This is a genomic window from Streptomyces sp. NPDC050842 (genome assembly GCF_044456565.1).
Taxonomy (GTDB): domain Bacteria; phylum Actinomycetota; class Actinomycetes; order Streptomycetales; family Streptomycetaceae; genus Streptomyces.
Genome location: NZ_JBITGA010000003.1, coordinates 530,479 through 549,227, shown reverse-complemented (window position 1 = coordinate 549,227; position 18,749 = coordinate 530,479). Strand labels below are relative to the sequence as shown.

The window sequence follows — 18,749 nt, the reverse complement described above, 5'->3', positions numbered from 1 at the left end:
GGTTCAGGGCACCTCGCCCCGGCTCCGGGCGTTGACGTGAGCCGTGGCTGCGCTCAGTCGCTCGGACGAGGTCGCCTCGCGTACGCCCTCGGGCTCCACGTCCCACTCGCGCCCGCCACCGAGCGGCCGGATCTGGACGTAGGGCCCCTCGTGGCCCATCACTCTCCCGACCCGTCCGGTACGGATCTCCACGACGTACGACCCGATCGACAGTGTCATGTCCCGCTCTCCTCCCCCGGCAGTAGGGCGGCCGCGATGAGCCGTGCCGTTTCCGCCGTGCAGCATCCCAATTCGACGAGCGGCCTCGGAGGGTCGGCGGCGAGGGTGACGACGTCGAGCCCTAGCGAGGGGAGCGTGATTCCCGCCCTCGCGAGCGCCTCGCGCAATTCCGTCACTGCCTCTTGTGCGGCTTCGATGGCCCCCGCGGTCGTCTTCATGATGTCTTCCTTCACCAACGTATGCCTTTCTGAATCCATTTCCTGCTTCGCCTCTCCAGGGTGGGGCGGGATCCGTAGAATCGGCAGACGCGCAGGCCGTACAACTGCGGCGTAGGGTTGGGGAGTTAATCCATGGCCAAGGGCAAGCAGGACGAAGCGTGGGAGTTCTTCGGGGAGCTCCTCAAGGAGCGCCGCGAGGCGGCGGGGCTCTCACAGGGCGAACTGGGCGGACGAGTGTTCGTGTCCGGTGGATACATCGGGCTGTTCGAGCAGGGAATTCGAAAGCCGCAGCTGGATGTGGCGCAGAGAATCGACGAGGTACTACAAACCGGCGGTATTTTCGAACGGACGGTACGCAAACTCATCAACAAGTCGCCGTACGCCTCCTATTTCCACGAGGTGGCGGAGCTGGAGGCGGTGGCGACGAGGATCTGCGAGTTCGCGCCGCTGGTGGTGCCCGGCCTGCTCCAGACGGCGGAGTACGCACGGGCGGTGACGCTGGCGGCGAACCCCTTCGCGACGGAGGAGTACGTCGAGGAGAAGGTGACCTCGCGGATAGACCGGGCGAGGATCCTCATGGACGCTACAAGGCCCGAGTTTTGGGTCGTGCTCCACGAGAACACATTGGTCAACCCTGTAGGCGGCCCTGCGGTCATGGCTGCGCAGCTCGACCACATCGCAAGCCTGATCAGGGCCCGATGGGTCCTGGTGACGGTGATCCCCCGATCGGTCGGAGCGCATGCCTCCATGAACGGCATGCTGCGACTCATGGAGTTCGAGGACCAACCGCCAACGGCCTATACGGAGACCTCGTTTTCGGGGACGCTCCTGGACGATCCGGCTGTGGTGAAGCGCGCGCAGCGCGCCTACGATCTGCTCAGGGTCGCCACGCTGTCGCCGGAGGCGTCCCTTGCCCTGATCGAGTCGGCGGCGGAGGACTTCAGACGATGCGCGAGTACGACCTGAGCAACGCCCAGTGGTTCAAGAGCAGCTACAGCAACGGCGAGGGCGGTGAATGCGTCGAGGTCTCAACGGGCTTCACCGGCGTCGTCCCCGTCCGGGACAGCAAGGTCACCGACGGCCCCGTCCTGATCGTGCCCGCCGCCGCCTGGTCCGCGTTCGTCACCGGTATCGCCAGATGACGACCGCCCCCTCCCTCGTCCTGCGCGGCAGCGGCCGGCTGGTCGCCACGACGCTCAAGGGCTGATCGCCCCGGCGACCACGGCCTCCAGCTGCCGCGCCACCCGGTCCAGCGGCTCCGTGGAGCGCTTGGCGCGGCACATCGCCACCGTTCCCTCCACGGACGCGACGACGAGCGTGGCGACCTCGGCGGCGGCCGCGAGGACGGGCGGACCTCGGCGACCGGGGGTTCCTCGATGGCGACGGCGAGGACCGTGCAGCCCGCGTGGAAGTCCGTGCCGACGAGCCGTCTTGCGCCAGAGGTCGAGCAGGGCGCGCAGCCCGGCGACCGGGCCCGCCTCCAGCTCCTTGCGCAGGCTGCGGGCGATGACGCCCCCCGCGTACCGGACGGCCTCGGCGGAGAGCTGTTGCTTGCCGCCGGGAAAGTAGTGGTCCGTGGAGCCGAGCGGCGCCTTCGCGCGCTTGGCCGTCTCGCGGATGCTCGTCGCGTTCAGGCCGCGCCGCCGGATCATGTCGGGCCGCGCCGGCCACGATCCGCTCGCGCGCCTGTGGGCTGGACTCGGTCACGACTGAGACCGGCTCCCCGACCGAGGAGGGCCGCGCGGGCGTCCGGCGCGAGCTCGCAGGGTCCTGAACGCCGCCGGGCGGGTCTGGGTCCTGGTGCACGAGCAGCCCGAGGGCTCCTGGGGCACAGCGGGCTCCGGCCACCGAGCCGTACGCACGGCGGACACGGGCTTCACCGGCGGTCAGCCCGCCCTTACGATCATGCCCATGTCGACCACTCCGTCCATACCCGTCGTCCAGGGCAGCGGGAAGTCCACCCTCCAACACGAGGGCGACGCGCTTCTCCTGTCCCGCCGTCACGACGAGGTACGCATCCCCCTCGCCGCCATCGCGCAGGTCCGCACCGAGGGGCGGTCCCTCACGGTCGAGCTGACGGCACCGGCCGGAGCGACGTCGTACACGCATCGGATCGACGGGGTGAGCGAGGCGTCGGCCGTCATGTTCGCCGCGACCGTGAACGCCGCTCTGCCCGAGACCGTCGGGCGGGACACGGCGGCCGACGGGACCGCGCTCGTCGAGACGCACACCCGGCCCGTCAGCGCACGGGAGCGGAAGATCCGGCTCGTCACGTGGTGGTCCGCCGCCACCGTCGCCCCGGTCGTCCTCCTCTGCGTCCTCATCGGCGTCGCCGGGCAGCCGGCCGGCATCGTCCTCTTCGTGCCCCTGGGCTTCGTCGCGGCGGCCTCCGCCGTCACGAGCCTCCTCTCGCTGCACAGCTGGTACCGCGAGTTCCGTCTCACGCGGCACGGCATCACCACCCTCGCCGTGGAGGCACCGGGCCGGCGGGGGATGTACCTGTACACGGACCCCGCGGGCCTGGTCCGTCACGTGACCACCTGGCCGGGCAGAATGTCCACCACGATCAGCTACGACCCCGCGAACCCGGCGGACGTGATCCTCCCCCGGACCACGCTCTTCCGGCGCGGAGAGCTCTGCTTCGGCCTGTTCTGCGCCCTCTGCGCGGTCGGCTTCTACGCCACCATGATCGCGATGGTCGTCCAGACCTTCACCGGTAGCCTCGACCTCTCGGAACCCGCCTAGCCACACTTATGGAAGTCATAAGTTCACCTTATGAGTCCATAGACCGGGCCCGGGTACCGCTTCGCGTGTGTTGTTATTTAGGGTGACCTAAGTGTCGGCGGCTTCGCCGCCACCTCGCTTGCGAAGGGAATCCCGTCATGCCCCGCCCCCTCCGGGTCGCGATCGTCGGCGCCGGCCCCGCCGGAATCTACGCCGCCGATGCGCTGCTGAAGTCCGAGGCCGCCGCCGAACCGGGCGTGTCCATCGATCTCTTCGAGCGGATGCCGGCCCCCTTCGGCCTCATCCGCTACGGCGTCGCCCCCGACCACCCCCGGATCAAGGGCATCGTCAAAGCCCTTCACCAGGTCCTCGACAAGCCGCAGGTCCGCCTCTTCGGCAACGTCGACTACGGCACGGACGTCCACCTCGACGACCTGCGCTCGTTCTACGACGCCGTGATCTTCTCGACCGGCGCCATGGCCGACCGCGAGCTCCGCATCCCCGGCGTCGAGCTCGACGGTTCGTACGGCGCCGCCGACTTCGCCTCCTGGTACGACGGCCACCCGGACGTCCCGCGCACCTGGCCCCTGGAGGCCGAGAAGGTCGCCGTCCTCGGCGTCGGCAACGTGGCCCTCGACATCGCCCGCATCCTCGCCAAGACCGGCGACGAGCTGCTGCCGACCGAGATCCCGGCGAACGTCTACGACGGCCTCAAGGTGAACAAGGCCGTCGAGATCCACGTCTTCGGCCGTCGCGGCCCGGCCCAGGCCAAGTTCAGCCCCATGGAGCTGCGCGAGCTGGACCACTCCCCCACCATCGAGGTCATCGTCAACCCCGAGGACATCGACTACGACGACGGCTCGATCGCCGAGCGGCGCAAGAACAAGCAGACCGACATGGTCGCCAAGACCCTGGAGAACTGGGCGATCCGCGACATCGGCGACCGCCCGCACAAGCTCTTCCTGCACTTCTTCGAGTCGCCCGTCGAGATCCTCGGCGAGGACGGCAAGGTCGTCGGTCTCCGCACCGAGCGCACCGAGCTCGACGGCACCGGCAACGTCAAGGGCACCGGCGCCACCACCGACTGGGACGTCTCGGCCGTCTACCGCGCCGTCGGCTACCTCTCGGACGAGCTGCCGAAGATCCCCTGGGACGTCGCCAGCGGCACCGTGCCGGACGAGGGCGGCCGGGTCATCGAGGAGACCGGCGAGCACATGGCCTCCACGTACTGCACCGGCTGGATCCGCCGCGGCCCCGTCGGCCTCATCGGTCACACCAAGGGCGACGCCAACGAGACCGTGGCGAACCTCCTGGACGACTTCGCGAACGGCCGTCTGCTGACGCCCGAGACCCCGGAGACGGACGCGGTCGTGTCCTTCCTGGAGGGCAAGGGCATCACGTACACGACGTGGGAGGGCTGGTACGCCCTGGACGCCGCCGAGAAGGCGCTCGGCGAGCCGCAGGGCCGCGAGCGCGTGAAGATCGTCGAGCGCGAGGACATGCTGCGCGCGAGCGGCGCCATCCAGTAGTCACCCGCGCCTCCGCCTCTTCCCGGTCCTACTCTGAGAGGACCGGGAAGAGGCGAAGCCATGTCCGCACCCACGCTCCACACGCCGCAGACGTCCGACACCGCCGACGCCGTCGAGCGCGCCCGGGACGCGGCCGGGCGGGAATCCTGGGCCGAGGCGTACGCGCTGCTCCACGCCCACGACCTGCACCCCTCCCGCGGTCTCACCGCCGACGACCTGTCCGTGCTCGCCGACGCCGCCTGGTGGTCGGGGCACATCGACGAGTCCGTCACCGCCCGCCTCCGCGCCCACGCCGCCTTCCTCGCGGCCGGTGACCACCGGGGCGCCGGGCTCGCCGCCTGGTGGCTGCACTACGAGTACCAGAGCCTCGGCCGGCCGGCCGCGGCGGCCGGCTGGCTGCACCGGGCCCGGCACCACCTGGAGGACCTGCCGCCCTGCCCCGAGCAGTGCTTCCTCGCCTGGACGGACGCCGAGGAGGCCGCGCAGCACGGCGACCGGGCCGCCGCCCTCGCCGCGGCCCGCCGCATGACCCGCCTCGCCCTCCGCTCCGCCAGCCCCGACCTCGTCGCCCTCAGCCGCCAGGCCGAGTCCGCGGTCCTCCTCGCGAACGGCCGCAGGACCGAGGCCCTCGCCCTCCTCGACGACGCGATGTGCTCGGTCACCGCCGGCGAGCTGAGCAGCATGTTCACGGGCTGGCTGTACTGCCTGGCCCTCACCCAGTGCATGGAGGCGGCGGACTTCGGGCGGGCCGTGGAGTGGACGCACGCGGCGATGGAGTGGTGCGCGCCCCCGTGGACGGGCCGCCCGGCGGAGCCGAGGCCGGAAGCGGGTACGGAGACGACGACCGCGGCCGCCCCGGCCATGACCCCTGTCCCGGCCCTGGCTCCGGCCTCCGGCGAGAACCCCTTCCGGGGCGTCTGCCGGGCCCACCGCGTCGAGGTCCTCGACCTCCTCGGCAGCTGGGCGCTCGCCGAGGAGGAGGCCCGGCAGGCCTGCCGTGAGGTGCCCGTGGACTGTCTGGAATCGGCCGCCGCCTCGTTCTACGCCGCCGGGGACGTCCAGCGGCGGCAGGGCCGCCTCGACGAGGCCGCCGCGTCGTACGCGCACGCCCATGAACTGGGCCGGATCCCGCAGCCCGGGCTCGCGCTGCTGCGCCTCGCCCAGGGCAGGGCCGACGCGGCCGTCGCGGGCGTCGACCTCGCCCTCGCCTGCCAGAGCGACCCGCACCACGACCTCCTGGGCCGGGCCCGGCTGCTCGCCGCCCGTACGGAGGTGGCCCTGGCCGTCCGGGACGTGCCGGGCGCTGCCCGGGCCGCGGCGGAGCTGGACGCGCTGGCCGGGGACGTACCGCTGCTGCGGGCGACGGCCGACACGGCCCAGGGCGCGGTCGCCCTGGCCGAGGCCCGCACGGGCCCCGCGCTGCGGCTGCTGCGGGCGGCGCTCGCCGGCTGGCTGGAGCTCCGCGTCCCGTACGAGGCCGCGCAGGTGCGGATGCTGCTCGCGGCGGCCGACCGGGCGGTGGGCGACGAGGAGGCGGCCCGGCTTGAGCTGGGGGCGGCGCGGACGGTGTTCGAGCGGCTCGGAGCCGTACCGGACACCCGGCGCGCGGCGGCGCTGCTCACCGGCGGGAAGCGGCACCGGCAGCCGGGCGGCCTCACGGCCCGCGAGGCGGAGGTGCTGCGGCTGGTGGCCGGGGGCGGGACGAACAAGGACATCGCCCAGGCCCTCGTGATCAGCGAGCACACGGTCTCCCGCCACCTGAACAACATCTTCGCCAAGCTGGACGTGAGCTCCCGCTCGGCGGCGACGGCCTACGCGTACGCCCACGACCTGCTCTGACACGCCCGGCGCCCGACGGCCTGCGCCCCCTGCGCCCTGCGCCCTGCGCCCTGCGCCCTGCGCCCTGCGCCCTGCGCCCTGGTGCGAACGGCCCATCCCCCGTCGGGTGGTCGGATGGGCGGTACGGGCGATGCCCCGCCCGGCTCCCCCGGGCTACACCGGAACCATGACCACCACGACCAACCCCCTGGACACGCTCCGCGGTGCCGTGCGCGGCACCGTCGTGACCCGCGGCGACCCGTCGTACGACGTCGACCGCCGGGTCTACAACGCCCTGCACGACCGCCGGCCGGAAGTCGTCGTCCACGCCGTGGACGCGGGCGACGTCATGGCATCGGTGCTGTACGCCCGGGAGCACTCCCTCCCGCTCGCCGTGCGCGGCGGTTCCCACTCGGTCGCCGGGTTCGGCACCGTGGACGACGGCCTCGTCGTCGACCTGTCCCGGATGCGGGGCGTGCGGGTCGACCCGGAGGCCCGTACGGCCCGGGCCGAGGGCGGCGCCACCTGGGGCGACTTCAACCACGCCACCCACGCCTTCGGGCTCGCCACCACCGGCGGGGTGATCTCCACGACCGGCATCGGCGGCCTGACGCTCGGCGGCGGCATGGGCCACCTGGCCCGCCGCTGCGGGCTGAGCTGCGACAACCTGATCGCGGCGGACGTCGTGACCGCCGAGGGCACGCTCGTCTCCTGCGACGCCGAACGGCATCCGGACCTGTTCTGGGCGCTGCGCGGCGGCGGCGGGAACTTCGGGATCGCCGTCTCGCTCGCGTACCGGCTGCACCCGGTGTCGGACGTCTTCGGCGGCCTGACCTGCTACCCGCTCAGCCCGGACGTCGCCCGCGCCTGGCAGCGGATGAACGAGGACGCGCCGGTCGAGCTCAACTCGATCCTCGTGATCGCGCTCGGCCCCGAGGAACCGTTCCTGCCGGAGCGCTGGCACGGCCGCCCGATCTGCGCCGCGTTCACCTGCTTCAGCGGCCCGGCGGCGGACGACGACAAGGTCCTGACCCGCCTGGACGGGCTCGGCCCGGTCGTCGGCCGGTTCATGGAGCGGATGCCGTACCCGGTGATCAACACCGTCTTCGACGAGCAGCTGCCGCCGGGGCTCTTCCACTACTGGAAGGGCAACTTCAGCCGCGGGCTCACGGACGGCGCGATCGACGCCCACATGACGTTCGGCGAGACGATGCCGTCGATGGAGTCGGACACCGCGATCTTCCCGATCGACGGGGCCTGCCACGAGGTGGGTCCGGAGGAGACCGCGTTCGCCTACCGGGACGCCGACCTCTCGCACTCCATCGGCGCGACCTGGTCGACCGGTGCGGCGGACGCGGAGGCGAACATCGCCTGGACCCGCGCCTACGACAAGGCGCTGCGCCCGCACACCGAGGAGGGCGGGTACGTGAACTTCATGGACACCGACGACCAGGACCGGGTGCGGGTCAACTACCGGCAGAACTTCGACCGGCTGCGTACGGTCAAGCGCCGGTACGACCCCGAGAACGTGTTCCGGCTGAACCAGAACATCGCACCGTAGGGCAGACAGCGGGACTACGACACCGTCCGCGCCGAGGCGAGGAGGCGGACGGTGTCGTCGGGGGCCAGCGCGAGCGCGTTCCCGACGGTCCCGAGGACCTCCATCTCGGTCGGGCTGTAGACGCCGTCGGCGAGGGCGATGCGGGCGGCCTGGAGCAGGATCGACTCCCGCCCGGCGGGCGCCAGGTGCGGGGTGAGCGGCTCCAGGGCCTCGTGGAGCTCGATCGCGAGGAGGCTGCCCTCGGGGTTCACCTCGGGCATGAAGCGCCCGGTGTCGGCCTCCAGGGCCTCGACGAGGTCGACGAGCTGGACGGCCGTGCACTCGGCGAAGCCGGCGGACCGGACCGCGCTCACGGCTCGGTCGAGGACCGCGCGGGAGTCGGTGCCGCCGGCCGCGAGCACGGCAAGCGCGACGGTGTGCACGCCGTCCCGCAGCATCGCGGAGAAGCGGCTCGTCGTCGGACGGTCGAGGACCTCCGTACCGAAGTGCGTGTGACAGGCCGCGCACTCGACGACGGGGCCCGTACAGCCCCGGGGAAGGACGGGGACGCCCAGGACGGCGAACCTGCGGCGGCCGGTGCGCCGCCGGTAGTTCCGGTCGCCGCCGCACTCCTCGCAGAAGAACTCGCCGTCTCCGACCGTGTTCCAGGAGGTGCGGATTCCGCAGACGCCCACTTTCCCGCCACGTGGATTCCGGGCAGACCGCATACGCACCTCCTCAACGGCCCGGCTGCACTGCCGGCGTTGGCGTGATGTTAGCCACATCCTTGATGTGGCGTCAGCACCCCGTCAGCAGATCGCCGTGGAGATGGCCGAGACACGACACCGTCCGCGAAACCTCAGGAGGCGCGGCGGCGGCGCTTTGCGAAGGCCAGGAAGCCTCCGCCGACGAGGACGGCGGCCGCCGCGGCACCGATCGTGCCGGGTCCGATGGCCGAACCGGTCGTCGCGAGATCACCCTCCGGGGTGGCGGGCGGCGCCGTCGAGGGCGCGGCCGGGGCGGTGGTGGCCTCGTCGGGGGTTCCCGGGCCGGCCGGGGTCTCCGAGGCCTCGGGGGTGCCGGCGGGCGTCGACGGGGACGCGGAGGTCCCGGGCGTCTCGGAGGCGCCCGGGGTCTCCGGGGTCGCGGGGGCCGTGGGCGTCCCGCCGCCCTCGCTCGGGGTGGGCTCGGGGGTCGCGGGCGGGGTGGGGACGGCCGTCTCGGTCGGCGTCGGCGGCTGCGGGGTGACGACCTCGCCGGGGGTGGTCTCCTTCGGGAGGCAGCCGGCGAAGTTCATCTGGTGGGTCTCGGCGCCGGGGACGGTCTTCAGGGACTCGGCGATGACGGAGCCGTTGACGTGGCCGGGGCCGACGTTCCCGCTACCCATCTCGACCGTGGCGTTCGGCGCGAGGATCGTGCCCGGCCAGGAGGTGTAGTTCTTCTTCACGCTCTCGGCCTGCGGGAAGTTCCACAGCAGCTTGGAGCGGATCTGGCGGAACTCGTCGCTCGCCAGGGTGTAGTCGTCGATGACCGGGGCCGTGCCGTCCGCGCCCTGGTAGTAGACGCCGTAGGTGGCGGACTTGCTCATGTCGTACGAGGCGCCGAGGACGTTCACGAGGGTGGAGGAGCCGGCCGGGACCTTGAGCGTGATCGCCCGGGCCTTCTCCAGGTCGGCGGCGTCCACCGCGAAGACGTTGAGCTCGGTGCTCGTACCGGTGAGGAACAGGCCCTGGGCGTCCTTGTCGCCGGCCACCGTGCCGTTGGGCGCGGTGCCCGCCCAGCCGGTGGAGAGCGCGCGCAGGCCGGCGAACTCCTTCGCGAAGTCGACCGGGGAGGCCGGGGAGGCGCCCTCCGTGACCTTGTCGCCGTCGACGCCGAAGCCCTGCCCCGGGGTGGAGCGGTCGACGACCTTGCCGGCGATGCCCGTGCCGTTGTCCAGGACGACCTGGTTCGCGTACAGCGTGCCGCCGACGACGAGGCTGTGGCCGCCGGGCAGCTTCGCGAGGTCGGCGCCGGTGAGCTTGTGGCCGATCGAGAAGCCCGACGGCTGCTTCGGGTCGCCGAAGGTGGCGTCGCCGCCGACCGCGACCGCGCCCTCGGAGTCGGAGTGGCGGACGGAGTCCTTCTCGACGAACTCGGCGTAGAGGCCGGCCGTGCCGAGCGGATGCGTCGCGCACGACGTGGCGGGGGCGGCGGAGACGGCGGGGGCCCAGGCGAGGGCGGTGCCGGTCACCGCGAGGACAGCGGCCACAGCAGCGGTCGTGCGCATACGAAACTCCAGGTCAGGGAGGTGCGAAGGGGGCGCGTGGGGGGCGTGTCCGAGGGGACGAGCCGACCTTCCGCCATTCCCCGATGTGCCGTCAACTCACCTGATATGACGCCGAATCCGACATGGCGACATGATCTTCCTTAAGCGAACCTGAAACCGTGACGCAGGTCACACATGGGCTGGAAAGCAAAGCTGCCCCGCACCCTCCGGGAGGAAGGGTGCGGGGCAGCGGCCGTGAAGCGCGTCAGGGGGTCAGCGGGCGGAGCGGTTGACCGCCGAGATGACCGCCTTCAGCGAGGCGCGGGTCGTGTTGGCGTCGATGCCGATGCCCCACAGGACCTGACCGTCGATGGCGCACTCGATGTACGAGGCGGCCTGCGCGGACGCGCCCTCGCTCATCGTGTGCTCCTGGTAGTCCAGCAGACGGGCGTCCACGCCGATCGACTGCAGCGCGGCGAAGAAGGCCGAGATCGGGCCGTTGCCGGAGCCGGACAGCACGGTCTCGGCGCCGTCGACGACCGCCTCGACGGTCAGCGTGTCCGTGCCGTCGGTGTCGGAGGTGGTCTGGCCGGAGCGCAGCTGGATGCGGCCCCAGGCGTTCTGCGGGTTGGGCAGGTACTCGTCCTGGAAGACGGACCAGATCGCGGCCGGCGTGACCTCGCCGCCCTCGGTGTCGGTCTTCTGCTGGATGATCTTCGAGAACTCGATCTGCATCCGGCGGGGCAGGTCCAGCTTGTGGTCGTTCTTCAGGACGTACGCGATGCCGCCCTTGCCGGACTGCGAGTTGACCCGGATGACGGCCTCGTAGGAGCGGCCGACGTCCTTCGGGTCGATCGGCAGGTACGGGACGGCCCACTCGATGTCGTCGACGGTGACGCCCTTGGCGGCCGCGTCGGCCTCCATCGCGTCGAAGCCCTTCTTGATGGCGTCCTGGTGGGAGCCGGAGAAGGCGGTGTAGACCAGGTCGCCCGCGTAGGGGTGGCGCGGGTGGACCTCCATCTGGTTGCAGTACTCGCTGGTGCGGCGGATCTCGTCGATCTGCGAGAAGTCGATCTGCGGGTCGACGCCCTGGCTGAACAGGTTCATGCCCAGGGTGACCAGGTCGACGTTGCCGGTGCGCTCGCCCTGGCCGAACAGGCAGCCCTCGATGCGGTCGGCGCCGGCCATGATGGCCAGCTCGGCGGCGGCCACCGCCGTACCGCGGTCGTTGTGCGGGTGGACGGACACGCAGATGTACTCGCGGCGGGTCAGGTTCCGGGACATCCACTCGAACCGGTCCGCGTGCGTGGACGGCGTCGAACGCTCCACGGTGGCGGGCAGGTTCAGGATGATCTCGCGGCCCGGGCCCGGCTGCCAGACGTCACAGACCGCCTCGCAGACCTCCAGGGCGAAGTCCAGCTCGGTGTCGGTGAAGATCTCGGGGCTGTACTGGTAGCCGAAGGTGGTGCGCTCGTCGAGCAGCTTCTCCGCGTACTCCATCACCAGGCGGGTGCCGTCCACGGCGATCTGCTTGATCTGCTCCTTCGAGCCGCGGAAGACGACCCGGCGGAAGGTGGGCGCGGTGGCGTTGTACAGGTGGACGGTGGCGCGCTTGGCGCCGACCAGGGACTCCACGGTCCGCTCGATCAGGTCCTCGCGGGCCTGGGTCAGTACGGAGATGGTGACGTCGTCCGGGATCGCGCCCTCTTCGATGATGGAGCGCACGAACGCGAAGTCGGTCTCGCCGGAGGACGGGAAGCCGACCTCGATCTCCTTGTAGCCCATGCGCACCAGCAGGTCGAACATCTCGCGCTTGCGGGCCGGGGACATCGGGTCGATCAGGGCCTGGTTGCCGTCGCGCAGGTCGGTCGACAGCCAGCGGGGCGCCTTGGTGATGCGCTGCTCGGGCCAGGTGCGGTCGGGGATCCGCACGGCCTCGTACTGCCCGTACTTGTGGATCGGCATCCCGGACGGCTTCTGCAGCTGCGTCGCGTTGGTGACGGGCGTGGGGCGGCTGACGAAGGGGGACTGGCTCATTGCGTTGGGCTCCTCGGGTCCAGCATCAAGAAGGACGGCCGACTGTCGAACGCAACACCAGGTCCCGCGGGGAGGGGGTCGGCCTACGACTACAGGCCCTCGCCGCGGCAGCTAAGGAGAAGCAGCCCGAAACGCATGATGTGCCGCAGCCTAGCTCAGGGACGCCGGAGACGGACGTCCTGTTCCAGTATGCGGGACGGCCCGCGCGTCAAGGCCGATCAGTGACACATCACTCCATTTCGCCAATCCTCGTCGCATCTCGTGACAGTGGAGTCACGCGGTGCCACATTGCGAGGATGACTCCCCACTCGCATCACTCCGCCCCGGTCTTCTGCTCGATCGTCCCCCCGCACCTCCTGGAGCACCTGGCGCGCTCCTCGAACCCGGCCGTCGCCGCCGCCGCCCGCCGCACCCTCATCGCGGACGCCTCGGCCCGTACGAGCCGGGTGCTGCCGCTGCCCGGCAGCGCGCCCACGCTCGCCCCCGCCGACGTCGGCCGGCCGCACCGCACCGTGTACGACTGCGAGCGCGGGACCGAGCTGCCGGGCGTCCGGGTCCGCGCCGAGGGCGAGGAGGCGACCGGCGACGCCACCGTCAACCGCGCGTACGCGGGCCTCGGCGCCACCTTCGACCTCTTCCTGAACGCCTTCGGGCGGGACTCGATGGACGGCGCCGGGCTGCCGCTGCTGGCCTCCGTCCACTACGACGAGAACTACGGCAACGCCTTCTGGAACGGCGAGCAGATGGTGTTCGGCGACGGCGACGACGAGATCTTCCTCGACTTCACGCTGCCCGTGGACGTCATCGGCCACGAGCTGGCCCACGGCTTCACCCAGTACACGGCGAACCTGGAGTACTTCAGCCAGTCCGGCGCGCTCAACGAGTCCGTCTCGGACGTCTTCGGCTCCCTCGTGAAGCAGTACGCCCTCGGGCAGACCGCCGGGCAGGCCGACTGGCTGATCGGCGAGGGGCTCTTCCACCCGAACGTGGAGGGCACGGCCCTGCGCTCGATGAAGGCCCCGGGCACCGCGTACGACGACGACGTCCTCGGCAAGGACCCGCAGCCCGGCCACATGGACGACTACGTCCGCACGAGCCGGGACAACGGCGGGGTGCACATCAACTCGGGCATCCCCAACCACGCCTTCTACCTGGCGGCGACCGAGCTCGGCGGGAACGCCTGGGAGCGGCCCGGGCAGATCTGGTACGACGTGATGACCGGCGGGACGCTCACCCCCGAGACCCGTTTCTCCGAGTTCGCGGCGGCCACGGTCGCGGCGGCGAAGGCGCGGTACGGCGACGGCGAGGAGATCCAGGCCGTCCTGAAGGCCTGGGCGGCGGTGGGGGTGCCCACCGACTGACCCGCTGGTACACAGGTCCCATGCGGATTCGAGTGCGGCGCACGGGCGGTTTCGCGGGCATCGAGCGGTCGGCGGAGGTGGACACCTCGGGCAGGGCCGACGCCGGCGAGTGGCACACGCTGGCCGTCGCCGTCCTCGCGGACGGGAGCGACGACGGCCGGGCCGTGCCGGACGGCTTCTCGTACGAGATCACCGTCGACGACCGCACGGTCCGCTGCCACGACCCGCGCCTCACGGACGCGCAGCGGACCCTCATCAAGAAGCTCCTCAAGGAAGGCGCCTGAGCCGTGTCCCCCCGGGACACACGGCTCAGGCGCCCGTCCTGCCTCCGGGTCAGGCGCCCGTCCGGCGCAGGGCGCGCTCGCGGAGGTCCCTGACCTGGGTGGCTTTGGCCCACGAGGCCTTCGGCAGCCGGGACTGGACGTCCTCCTGAGCGGTGCGCACGACCTCCGCCAGGTCGGCGCGGCCCTGGCACAGCGCGTCGCGCCGGGCCAGTTCCTGCTCGCGGCGGCCCGCCCGCAGCAGCGCCTGGCGGTCGTCGCCCGCCGCGATCACCGCGTCCTGGACGAGGCCGCGGGCCTCCTGGACCGTGGTGACCGTTTCCCCCTGCTCCGCCATGCAGGCGGCCCACGTCCGCTGCGCCGCCAGGAACGCGGGCGCGGCGGCGACCCGGGCGACGACCTCCGTGCTCGCTCCGGTGGCGTCGACCTCCGCCTGCTCCCACGCCGCGCCGTACACCTCGCGGCGGGCCAGGTAGACGCAGCCGTCGGTGTTGACGCGCAGCGACGGGGCCCCGTTCGCCGTCAGGGTGACCTGGCGCTTCCCCGTACCGATCAGCGCCACCTGCCAGGCCGTGCGCCGGGCCTCGGGCAGCTTCGCCAGGGCGGGGCCGTTGGGGTCGACCGGGCGGCCGTCGAGCGCGGCGGACGCGAGGCCGTAGCCGTCGGCCTGCGCGGCGTCCTCCGTCAGCAGCCCGTACGGGTTGGCGGAGACGGGCCGGCGGCCGGCCGGTACGGGATCGTAGGCGAAGCCGCGCCCGGTCATGCACGCGTCGACGGCCCGTTCCTCGGCCTCGTACAGCGTCCCGGCCTGCCGCTCCGGGACGACGGTGGCCCCGTCGAGGGGGACGGGGAGGGTGCTCGCGTCCCGGTGGGCGGGTGCCGAGGAGCACCCGCCCACTGCCAGCAGGCACAGGACGAACAGAGCCGCTGGTCGCAGGTTCACGGCATCAGCACCAGTGGTTCGAGGCGATGTTCTTGTAGAAGGCGGTACCGGAGAGGTTGCCGATGCCGTAGCCCCTGGGGATGTTCACGGAGGAGCCGGTGCGGCCCGTACCGCTGTAGATGCGGACGCTGCAGTCGTTGCCCGAGTTCGACACCGACACCGCGTTGTTGAACTTGTTGTACTGGAGCAGGTTGCTGTTGTTGCCGTAGACCGTGCCCGGGTCGCCCGAGTAGTTCGTGTACAGGTAGGCGCAGAGCGCGCCGGACGGACACGCGGCCGCGGCGGCCGGCGCGGCGGTGACGCCGGCGCCGAGCCCGGCCGCGGCGATGACGGCGACGCTCGCGATCAGCTTCTTCAGCATGGGTGATTCCTCCCGTTGCGGTCGGTGGGGGTTCCACCGCCGGGCAGGACGCTAGCCAGCCCCACCCCACCGGGGCATTCGCACTCCGTGCCCACTCGTTACCTTCGCGTGCCCGCGCCGAGCAGGGCCCGGTGCCGGTACTCGCCCGGCGGCAGCCCGTACGCACTGCGGAAGACCCGGCTGAAGACGGCGGGCCGCGGGAATCCCCAGCGCGTGCCGATGGCGTGCACCGTGAGGTGGCTGAGGTGGAGGGCGGTCAGGTCGCGCCGGCAGTGTTCGAGGCGCTGACGCCGGATGAACGCGGCAACCGTCGTGTGGTGATGGCCGAAGAGCCGGTGCAGGGCGCGGACGGACATCTGGTGCGCCGAGGCGACGACGGCCGGTGTCAGGTCCTCGGAGCCCAGGTGCGCGCGGATGAACGACTCGATCCGCAGGAACAGGACGTGCTGCTGCGAGTGGGACGGCAGCGACCGCTCCCGGTCGAGGTGGTGCGCGAGGACCGCGCCCGCCAGGTCGAGGACGGCGCTCTGCAGCCTGCCGGTGTCCTGGGGCGTGCAGTGCGGCAACTCCTCGCCGAGGCCGGTGAGGAAGCGGGCGAGGAGCCCGCCGACGCCCTGCCGGGCGGAGAGCGGCACGGCGAGGAGCCGGGAGACGTGGGCGTCGCGGAAGGGCAGGAGGTGCTTCGGGACGTTCAGGATGAGCGAGTCGGCCAGGCCCCCGTCGGCGGTGACCGAGGCCTCGTACGGCCGTGAGCTGTCGTACAGCACGAGCTCGCCCCGGCCGAGCGACACCCGCCGGCCGCACTGCTCCAGGTTCTGCCGGCCGCCGGTGATCAGGGCGAGCTGGTACAGCTCGGGATCCGACCTCCTGATGAGCGCCGGGGTCCGCCGGCAGGCCAGGGAGCCGTAGGTCAGCGCCGCGAGCTGGACGCCCTCCCGCAGGGCCACGGCCTTGAGCCGGACCTTCAGACTGCCCTCGTCCGGGTAGCGGACCTGGGTGACGCAGAGGGCGTTGTCGGCGAGCTCCTGCCAGCCCGAGGCCCGTGCGGCGGCCGGTAACACGTCACTGTCGAAGACGACGTCCATGTGTTCCCCCATGTTCGACCGGTCGGTACGCGTGGACACGTACCGACCGGATGATGGCGCCGAGCGCACGGGGGAGCAACGCGGCGCGAGGGCCTTCAGAAGGCCTACGCGAGGACTACAGAACTAGAAGCCGAGCTTCCGCAGCTGCTTGGGAACACCTCTTGCCATGCCGCACTCGCACCGCTCGGCCCCGGGGGGCCTCACGGGCTTCGCACGGCTGCGCCGGCCTCCGACCGGACGGTGGAGGGTTGCCCTAGAAGCCGAGCTTCCGCAGCTGCTTGGGATCCCGCTGCCAGTCCTTCGCGACCTTCACGTGGAGGTCGAGGAAGACCGGGGTGCCGAGGAGCGCCTCGATGTGCTTGCGCGACTTCATGCCGACCTCCTTGAGGCGGCTGCCCTTCGGGCCGATGATGATGCCCTTCTGGCTGGGGCGCTCGATGTACACGTTCGCGTGGATGTCGAGCAGCGGCCGGTCCGCCGGGCGGTTCTCGCGCGGGATCATCTCCTCGACGACCACCGCGATGGAGTGCGGCAGCTCGTCCCGTACGCCTTCGAGCGCGGCCTCGCGGATCAGCTCCGCGACCATGACCTGCTCCGGCTCGTCCGTGAGGTCGCCCTCCGGGTAGAGCGGCGGGGACTCCGGAAGCATCGGGACGAGCAGGTCGGCGACGAGCTGGACCTGCTTGTCGCCGACGGCCGAGACCGGGACGATCTGCTGCCACTCGAAGCCCAGCTCCTTGCCGAGCTGGTCGATCGCGATGAGCTGCTCGGCGAGCGTCTTGGAGTCGACCAGGTCGGTCTTGGTGATGATCGCGACCTTGGGGGTCTTCTTGATCGCGGCGAGTTCCTTGACGATGAACTTGTCGCCGGGGCCGAGCTTCTGGTCGGCGGGCAGGCAGAAGCCGATCACGTCGACCTCGGCCCAGGTGGTGCGCACGACGTCGTTGAGCCGCTCGCCGAGGAGGGTGCGCGGCTTGTGGAGGCCGGGGGTGTCGACCAGGATCAGCTGCGCGTCCGGGCGGTGCACGATGCCGCGGACGGTGTGCCGTGTGGTCTGCGGCCGGTTCGAGGTGATGGCCACCTTCTGGCCGACCAGAGCGTTCGTGAGGGTGGACTTGCCCGCGTTGGGGCGGCCGACGAAGCAGGCGAAGCCGGCCCGGTGGACGGCTTCGGTTTCTTGGTTGCGAGCGCTCATGGAGGCCATTGTCCCCGATGAGCGCCCGCCTCACGTACTCAGTACGTCCCGGGACCGGCCTCAGGCCTCGTCCAGGGCCCGGCGGCGGTGCATCCGGAGGCCGAGGAATCCGGTCACGGCCGCGACGAGGAGGGTCCCGGCGGCAAGCCAGGGCAGGGCCATGAAGGACACCGTGCCGGTCTCCTCCACGTCCTTCGCGCTGGCCGTGAGGGTCACGTCACCCCAGTCGAACTGCGGGGATCCGCTCCACCGCTCGGTGAGCCGGATCTTCTGGCGGGGCAGCAGCTCGGACGGGACCTTCGCCAGGTCGCGGTCGAGGAGGGTGCGGCCGAAGAGTCCCTCGGCCTTGAGGACGACCTTGGGATTGAGGGTGATGTTGCCCCGGTTGTGGAGCGTGTACGTGACGAGGGCGCTGCTCCCGCCGACGCCGGGGACGAGCGGCCGGTCCTGTTCGAGGGTGACGTCCTCCACGGCGAGGGCGGGGACGGTCGGCCCGTTGACCCGGAGGTAGACGCGGGCGCCGACCGCGCGCTGGACGCCGACGGCGACGGAGCCCTGTCCGCTCGGGCTGATCCGCTCGTCGAGGGCGACGAGGGCGCCGGGGTGGTCGCCGGGGTCGGCGTCGGCGGGGACGGTCAGCGTGTACGGGACGGTGACGGCGGAGCGCGGCGGGACGGTGACCCGGGTCCGCTCGGGCTTGATCCAGGCACCGGCCCCGGTCTGCTTCTCCGCCTGCGTCCGGATGGCGAAGCCGCCGTCCCGGTCGGTGTTGTAGGCGTCGGCGCCGTACAGCCGGAAGGTGAGCGGGGCGGCGGTCTTGTTGGTGACGGTGACGCGCTCGGTGAGCGAGGTGCCGGGGTCGACGGAGAGGTAGTAGTACGGGCGGCTGCCGGGCTTGGCGGCGGCCGGGTAGACGGCCCACTCGCCGTTCTCGGCGGCGGTGGCCTGTGGCGCGGCGCCGAAGAATACGAGGAGCGCGGCGACCGCGCTCAGGAGGAGGACGTACGGCTTGCTGCGCACAGTGCGGAGAACCCCCGGGTGCGGAGCGGGGGGGGGGGGGGGGGGGGCCCGGCCGCCCCCCGCGGGGGGGGGGGGCGGGGGGGGGGGGGGGGGTGGCCGGTGTGGGGGGGGCGGGGGGGGTGGGCGTGGGGGGGGGGGGCCGCGCCGTCGACGGACACGGGTTCGCCGAG

Annotated in this window: 18 protein-coding genes and 1 pseudogene; 8 read left to right on the top strand and 11 right to left on the bottom strand. The window is 71.9% G+C overall.

The window, feature by feature from the left end; all coding sequences use genetic code 11:
* Positions 1–3 precede the first annotated feature (3 nt).
* Both ACIBG6_RS11640 and ACIBG6_RS11635 read right to left on the bottom strand, forming a co-directional pair.
* Entirely contained in the window at positions 4–219 is a 216-nt protein-coding gene (locus ACIBG6_RS11640) for a hypothetical protein (RefSeq protein ID WP_399222382.1), read from the bottom strand.
* Positions 216–437 (bottom strand): hypothetical protein, encoded by a 222-nt coding sequence (locus tag ACIBG6_RS11635; RefSeq protein ID WP_317595023.1) that lies wholly within the window; start codon positions 435–437, stop codon positions 216–218. The genes ACIBG6_RS11640 and ACIBG6_RS11635 overlap by 4 nt, the downstream gene beginning before the upstream one ends.
* Positions 438–569: 132 nt before the next feature.
* On the opposite strand from ACIBG6_RS11635, the gene ACIBG6_RS11630 reads away from it, so the two are divergent.
* Together ACIBG6_RS11630 and ACIBG6_RS11625 are read left to right on the top strand one after the other, a co-directional pair.
* Positions 570–1,403 (top strand): Scr1 family TA system antitoxin-like transcriptional regulator, encoded by an 834-nt coding sequence (locus ACIBG6_RS11630; RefSeq protein WP_399222381.1) that lies wholly within the window; start codon positions 570–572, stop codon positions 1,401–1,403.
* Positions 1,385–1,579 (top strand): DUF397 domain-containing protein, encoded by a 195-nt coding sequence (locus tag ACIBG6_RS11625; protein ID WP_399222379.1) that lies wholly within the window; start codon positions 1,385–1,387, stop codon positions 1,577–1,579. Before ACIBG6_RS11630 ends, ACIBG6_RS11625 begins: the two co-directional genes overlap by 19 nt.
* A gap of 54 nt (positions 1,580–1,633) precedes the next feature.
* On the opposite strand, the pseudogene ACIBG6_RS11620 reads toward ACIBG6_RS11625, so the two are convergent.
* Positions 1,634–2,144, bottom strand: a pseudogene (locus ACIBG6_RS11620) (TetR/AcrR family transcriptional regulator).
* 204 nt (positions 2,145–2,348) lie between these two features.
* Between ACIBG6_RS11620 and ACIBG6_RS11615 the strand changes: the two are divergent.
* The 4 genes from ACIBG6_RS11615 to ACIBG6_RS11600 all read left to right on the top strand — a co-directional run bounded on the left by ACIBG6_RS11615 (position 2,349) and on the right by ACIBG6_RS11600 (position 8,069).
* Positions 2,349–3,182 carry a hypothetical protein gene (locus ACIBG6_RS11615; RefSeq protein ID WP_399222377.1) on the top strand — a complete coding sequence of 278 codons (834 nt, stop codon included), beginning with the start codon at positions 2,349–2,351 and terminating at the stop codon, positions 3,180–3,182.
* Between the two features lie 137 nt (positions 3,183–3,319).
* On the top strand, positions 3,320–4,690 hold the full coding sequence (locus tag ACIBG6_RS11610) for an FAD-dependent oxidoreductase (RefSeq protein ID WP_399222376.1): 1,371 nt from the start codon (positions 3,320–3,322) through the stop codon (positions 4,688–4,690).
* Between the two features lie 60 nt (positions 4,691–4,750).
* Positions 4,751–6,529: a LuxR C-terminal-related transcriptional regulator gene (locus ACIBG6_RS11605; protein WP_399222375.1), complete on the top strand. Its 1,779-nt coding sequence runs from the start codon at positions 4,751–4,753 to the stop codon at positions 6,527–6,529.
* A gap of 166 nt (positions 6,530–6,695) precedes the next feature.
* A complete protein-coding gene (locus ACIBG6_RS11600) occupies positions 6,696–8,069 on the top strand; it encodes an FAD-binding oxidoreductase (protein WP_399222373.1) in 1,374 nt (457 codons plus the stop codon).
* Positions 8,070–8,083: 14 nt separating this feature from the next.
* Here the strand turns inward: ACIBG6_RS11600 and ACIBG6_RS11595 are convergent, their stop codons facing one another.
* From ACIBG6_RS11595 to leuA, 3 genes are all read right to left on the bottom strand, one after another.
* On the bottom strand, positions 8,084–8,776 hold the full coding sequence (locus ACIBG6_RS11595) for a TerB family tellurite resistance protein (protein WP_399222371.1): 693 nt from the start codon (positions 8,774–8,776) through the stop codon (positions 8,084–8,086).
* Positions 8,777–8,907: 131 nt separating this feature from the next.
* On the bottom strand, positions 8,908–10,317 hold the full coding sequence (locus tag ACIBG6_RS11590) for a choice-of-anchor A family protein (protein WP_399222370.1): 1,410 nt from the start codon (positions 10,315–10,317) through the stop codon (positions 8,908–8,910).
* 252 nt (positions 10,318–10,569) lie between these two features.
* Positions 10,570–12,333: a 2-isopropylmalate synthase gene (gene leuA / locus ACIBG6_RS11585; RefSeq protein WP_399222369.1), complete on the bottom strand. Its 1,764-nt coding sequence runs from the start codon at positions 12,331–12,333 to the stop codon at positions 10,570–10,572.
* Between the two features lie 296 nt (positions 12,334–12,629).
* On the opposite strand from leuA, the gene ACIBG6_RS11580 reads away from it, so the two are divergent.
* Complete coding sequence (locus tag ACIBG6_RS11580) at positions 12,630–13,694, top strand: M4 family metallopeptidase (protein WP_399222368.1); 1,065 nt, start codon at positions 12,630–12,632, stop codon at positions 13,692–13,694.
* 20 nt (positions 13,695–13,714) lie between these two features.
* Entirely contained in the window at positions 13,715–13,978 is a 264-nt protein-coding gene (locus ACIBG6_RS11575; protein WP_399222367.1) for a protealysin inhibitor emfourin, read from the top strand.
* 49 nt (positions 13,979–14,027) lie between these two features.
* Here the strand turns inward: ACIBG6_RS11575 and ACIBG6_RS11570 are convergent, their stop codons facing one another.
* The 5 genes from ACIBG6_RS11570 to ACIBG6_RS11550 all read right to left on the bottom strand — a co-directional run bounded on the left by ACIBG6_RS11570 (position 14,028) and on the right by ACIBG6_RS11550 (position 18,579).
* Positions 14,028–14,918, bottom strand: coding sequence for a hypothetical protein (locus tag ACIBG6_RS11570; protein ID WP_399222365.1), 891 nt, complete (start codon positions 14,916–14,918; stop codon positions 14,028–14,030).
* Between the two features lie 4 nt (positions 14,919–14,922).
* The gene (locus ACIBG6_RS11565; protein WP_399222364.1) at positions 14,923–15,279 is read right to left on the bottom strand and encodes a peptidase inhibitor family I36 protein; all 357 of its coding nucleotides are present in this window, start codon (positions 15,277–15,279) and stop codon (positions 14,923–14,925) included.
* Between the two features lie 98 nt (positions 15,280–15,377).
* Positions 15,378–16,403 (bottom strand): helix-turn-helix domain-containing protein, encoded by a 1,026-nt coding sequence (locus ACIBG6_RS11560; RefSeq protein WP_399222363.1) that lies wholly within the window; start codon positions 16,401–16,403, stop codon positions 15,378–15,380.
* Positions 16,404–16,617: 214 nt separating this feature from the next.
* The gene (gene era, locus ACIBG6_RS11555; RefSeq protein WP_399222362.1) at positions 16,618–17,568 is read right to left on the bottom strand and encodes a GTPase Era; all 951 of its coding nucleotides are present in this window, start codon (positions 17,566–17,568) and stop codon (positions 16,618–16,620) included.
* 51 nt (positions 17,569–17,619) lie between these two features.
* Positions 17,620–18,579 carry a WxL protein peptidoglycan domain-containing protein gene (locus ACIBG6_RS11550; RefSeq protein WP_399222361.1) on the bottom strand — a complete coding sequence of 320 codons (960 nt, stop codon included), beginning with the start codon at positions 18,577–18,579 and terminating at the stop codon, positions 17,620–17,622.
* Positions 18,580–18,749 lie beyond the last annotated feature (170 nt).

Excerpts from the sequence above, each read along its gene's own strand:
- ACIBG6_RS11580 (WP_399222368.1), top strand. The coding sequence starts at position 12,630 with ATGACTCCCCACTCGCATCACTCCGCCCCGGTCTTCTGCTCGATCGTC.
- ACIBG6_RS11595 (WP_399222371.1), bottom strand. The coding sequence starts at position 8,776 with ATGCGGTCTGCCCGGAATCCACGTGGCGGGAAAGTGGGCGTCTGCGGA.
- ACIBG6_RS11610 (WP_399222376.1), top strand. The coding sequence starts at position 3,320 with ATGCCCCGCCCCCTCCGGGTCGCGATCGTCGGCGCCGGCCCCGCCGGA.
- ACIBG6_RS11635 (WP_317595023.1), bottom strand. The coding sequence starts at position 437 with ATGAAGACGACCGCGGGGGCCATCGAAGCCGCACAAGAGGCAGTGACG.
- ACIBG6_RS11640 (WP_399222382.1), bottom strand. The coding sequence starts at position 219 with ATGACACTGTCGATCGGGTCGTACGTCGTGGAGATCCGTACCGGACGG.
- ACIBG6_RS11565 (WP_399222364.1), bottom strand. The coding sequence starts at position 15,279 with ATGCTGAAGAAGCTGATCGCGAGCGTCGCCGTCATCGCCGCGGCCGGG.
- era (WP_399222362.1), bottom strand. The coding sequence starts at position 17,568 with ATGGCCTCCATGAGCGCTCGCAACCAAGAAACCGAAGCCGTCCACCGG.
- ACIBG6_RS11575 (WP_399222367.1), top strand. The coding sequence starts at position 13,715 with ATGCGGATTCGAGTGCGGCGCACGGGCGGTTTCGCGGGCATCGAGCGG.
- ACIBG6_RS11590 (WP_399222370.1), bottom strand. The coding sequence starts at position 10,317 with ATGCGCACGACCGCTGCTGTGGCCGCTGTCCTCGCGGTGACCGGCACC.
- leuA (WP_399222369.1), bottom strand. The coding sequence starts at position 12,333 with ATGAGCCAGTCCCCCTTCGTCAGCCGCCCCACGCCCGTCACCAACGCG.
- ACIBG6_RS11600 (WP_399222373.1), top strand. The coding sequence starts at position 6,696 with ATGACCACCACGACCAACCCCCTGGACACGCTCCGCGGTGCCGTGCGC.
- ACIBG6_RS11605 (WP_399222375.1), top strand. The coding sequence starts at position 4,751 with ATGTCCGCACCCACGCTCCACACGCCGCAGACGTCCGACACCGCCGAC.
- ACIBG6_RS11615 (WP_399222377.1), top strand. The coding sequence starts at position 2,349 with ATGTCGACCACTCCGTCCATACCCGTCGTCCAGGGCAGCGGGAAGTCC.
- ACIBG6_RS11625 (WP_399222379.1), top strand. The coding sequence starts at position 1,385 with ATGCGCGAGTACGACCTGAGCAACGCCCAGTGGTTCAAGAGCAGCTAC.
- ACIBG6_RS11630 (WP_399222381.1), top strand. The coding sequence starts at position 570 with ATGGCCAAGGGCAAGCAGGACGAAGCGTGGGAGTTCTTCGGGGAGCTC.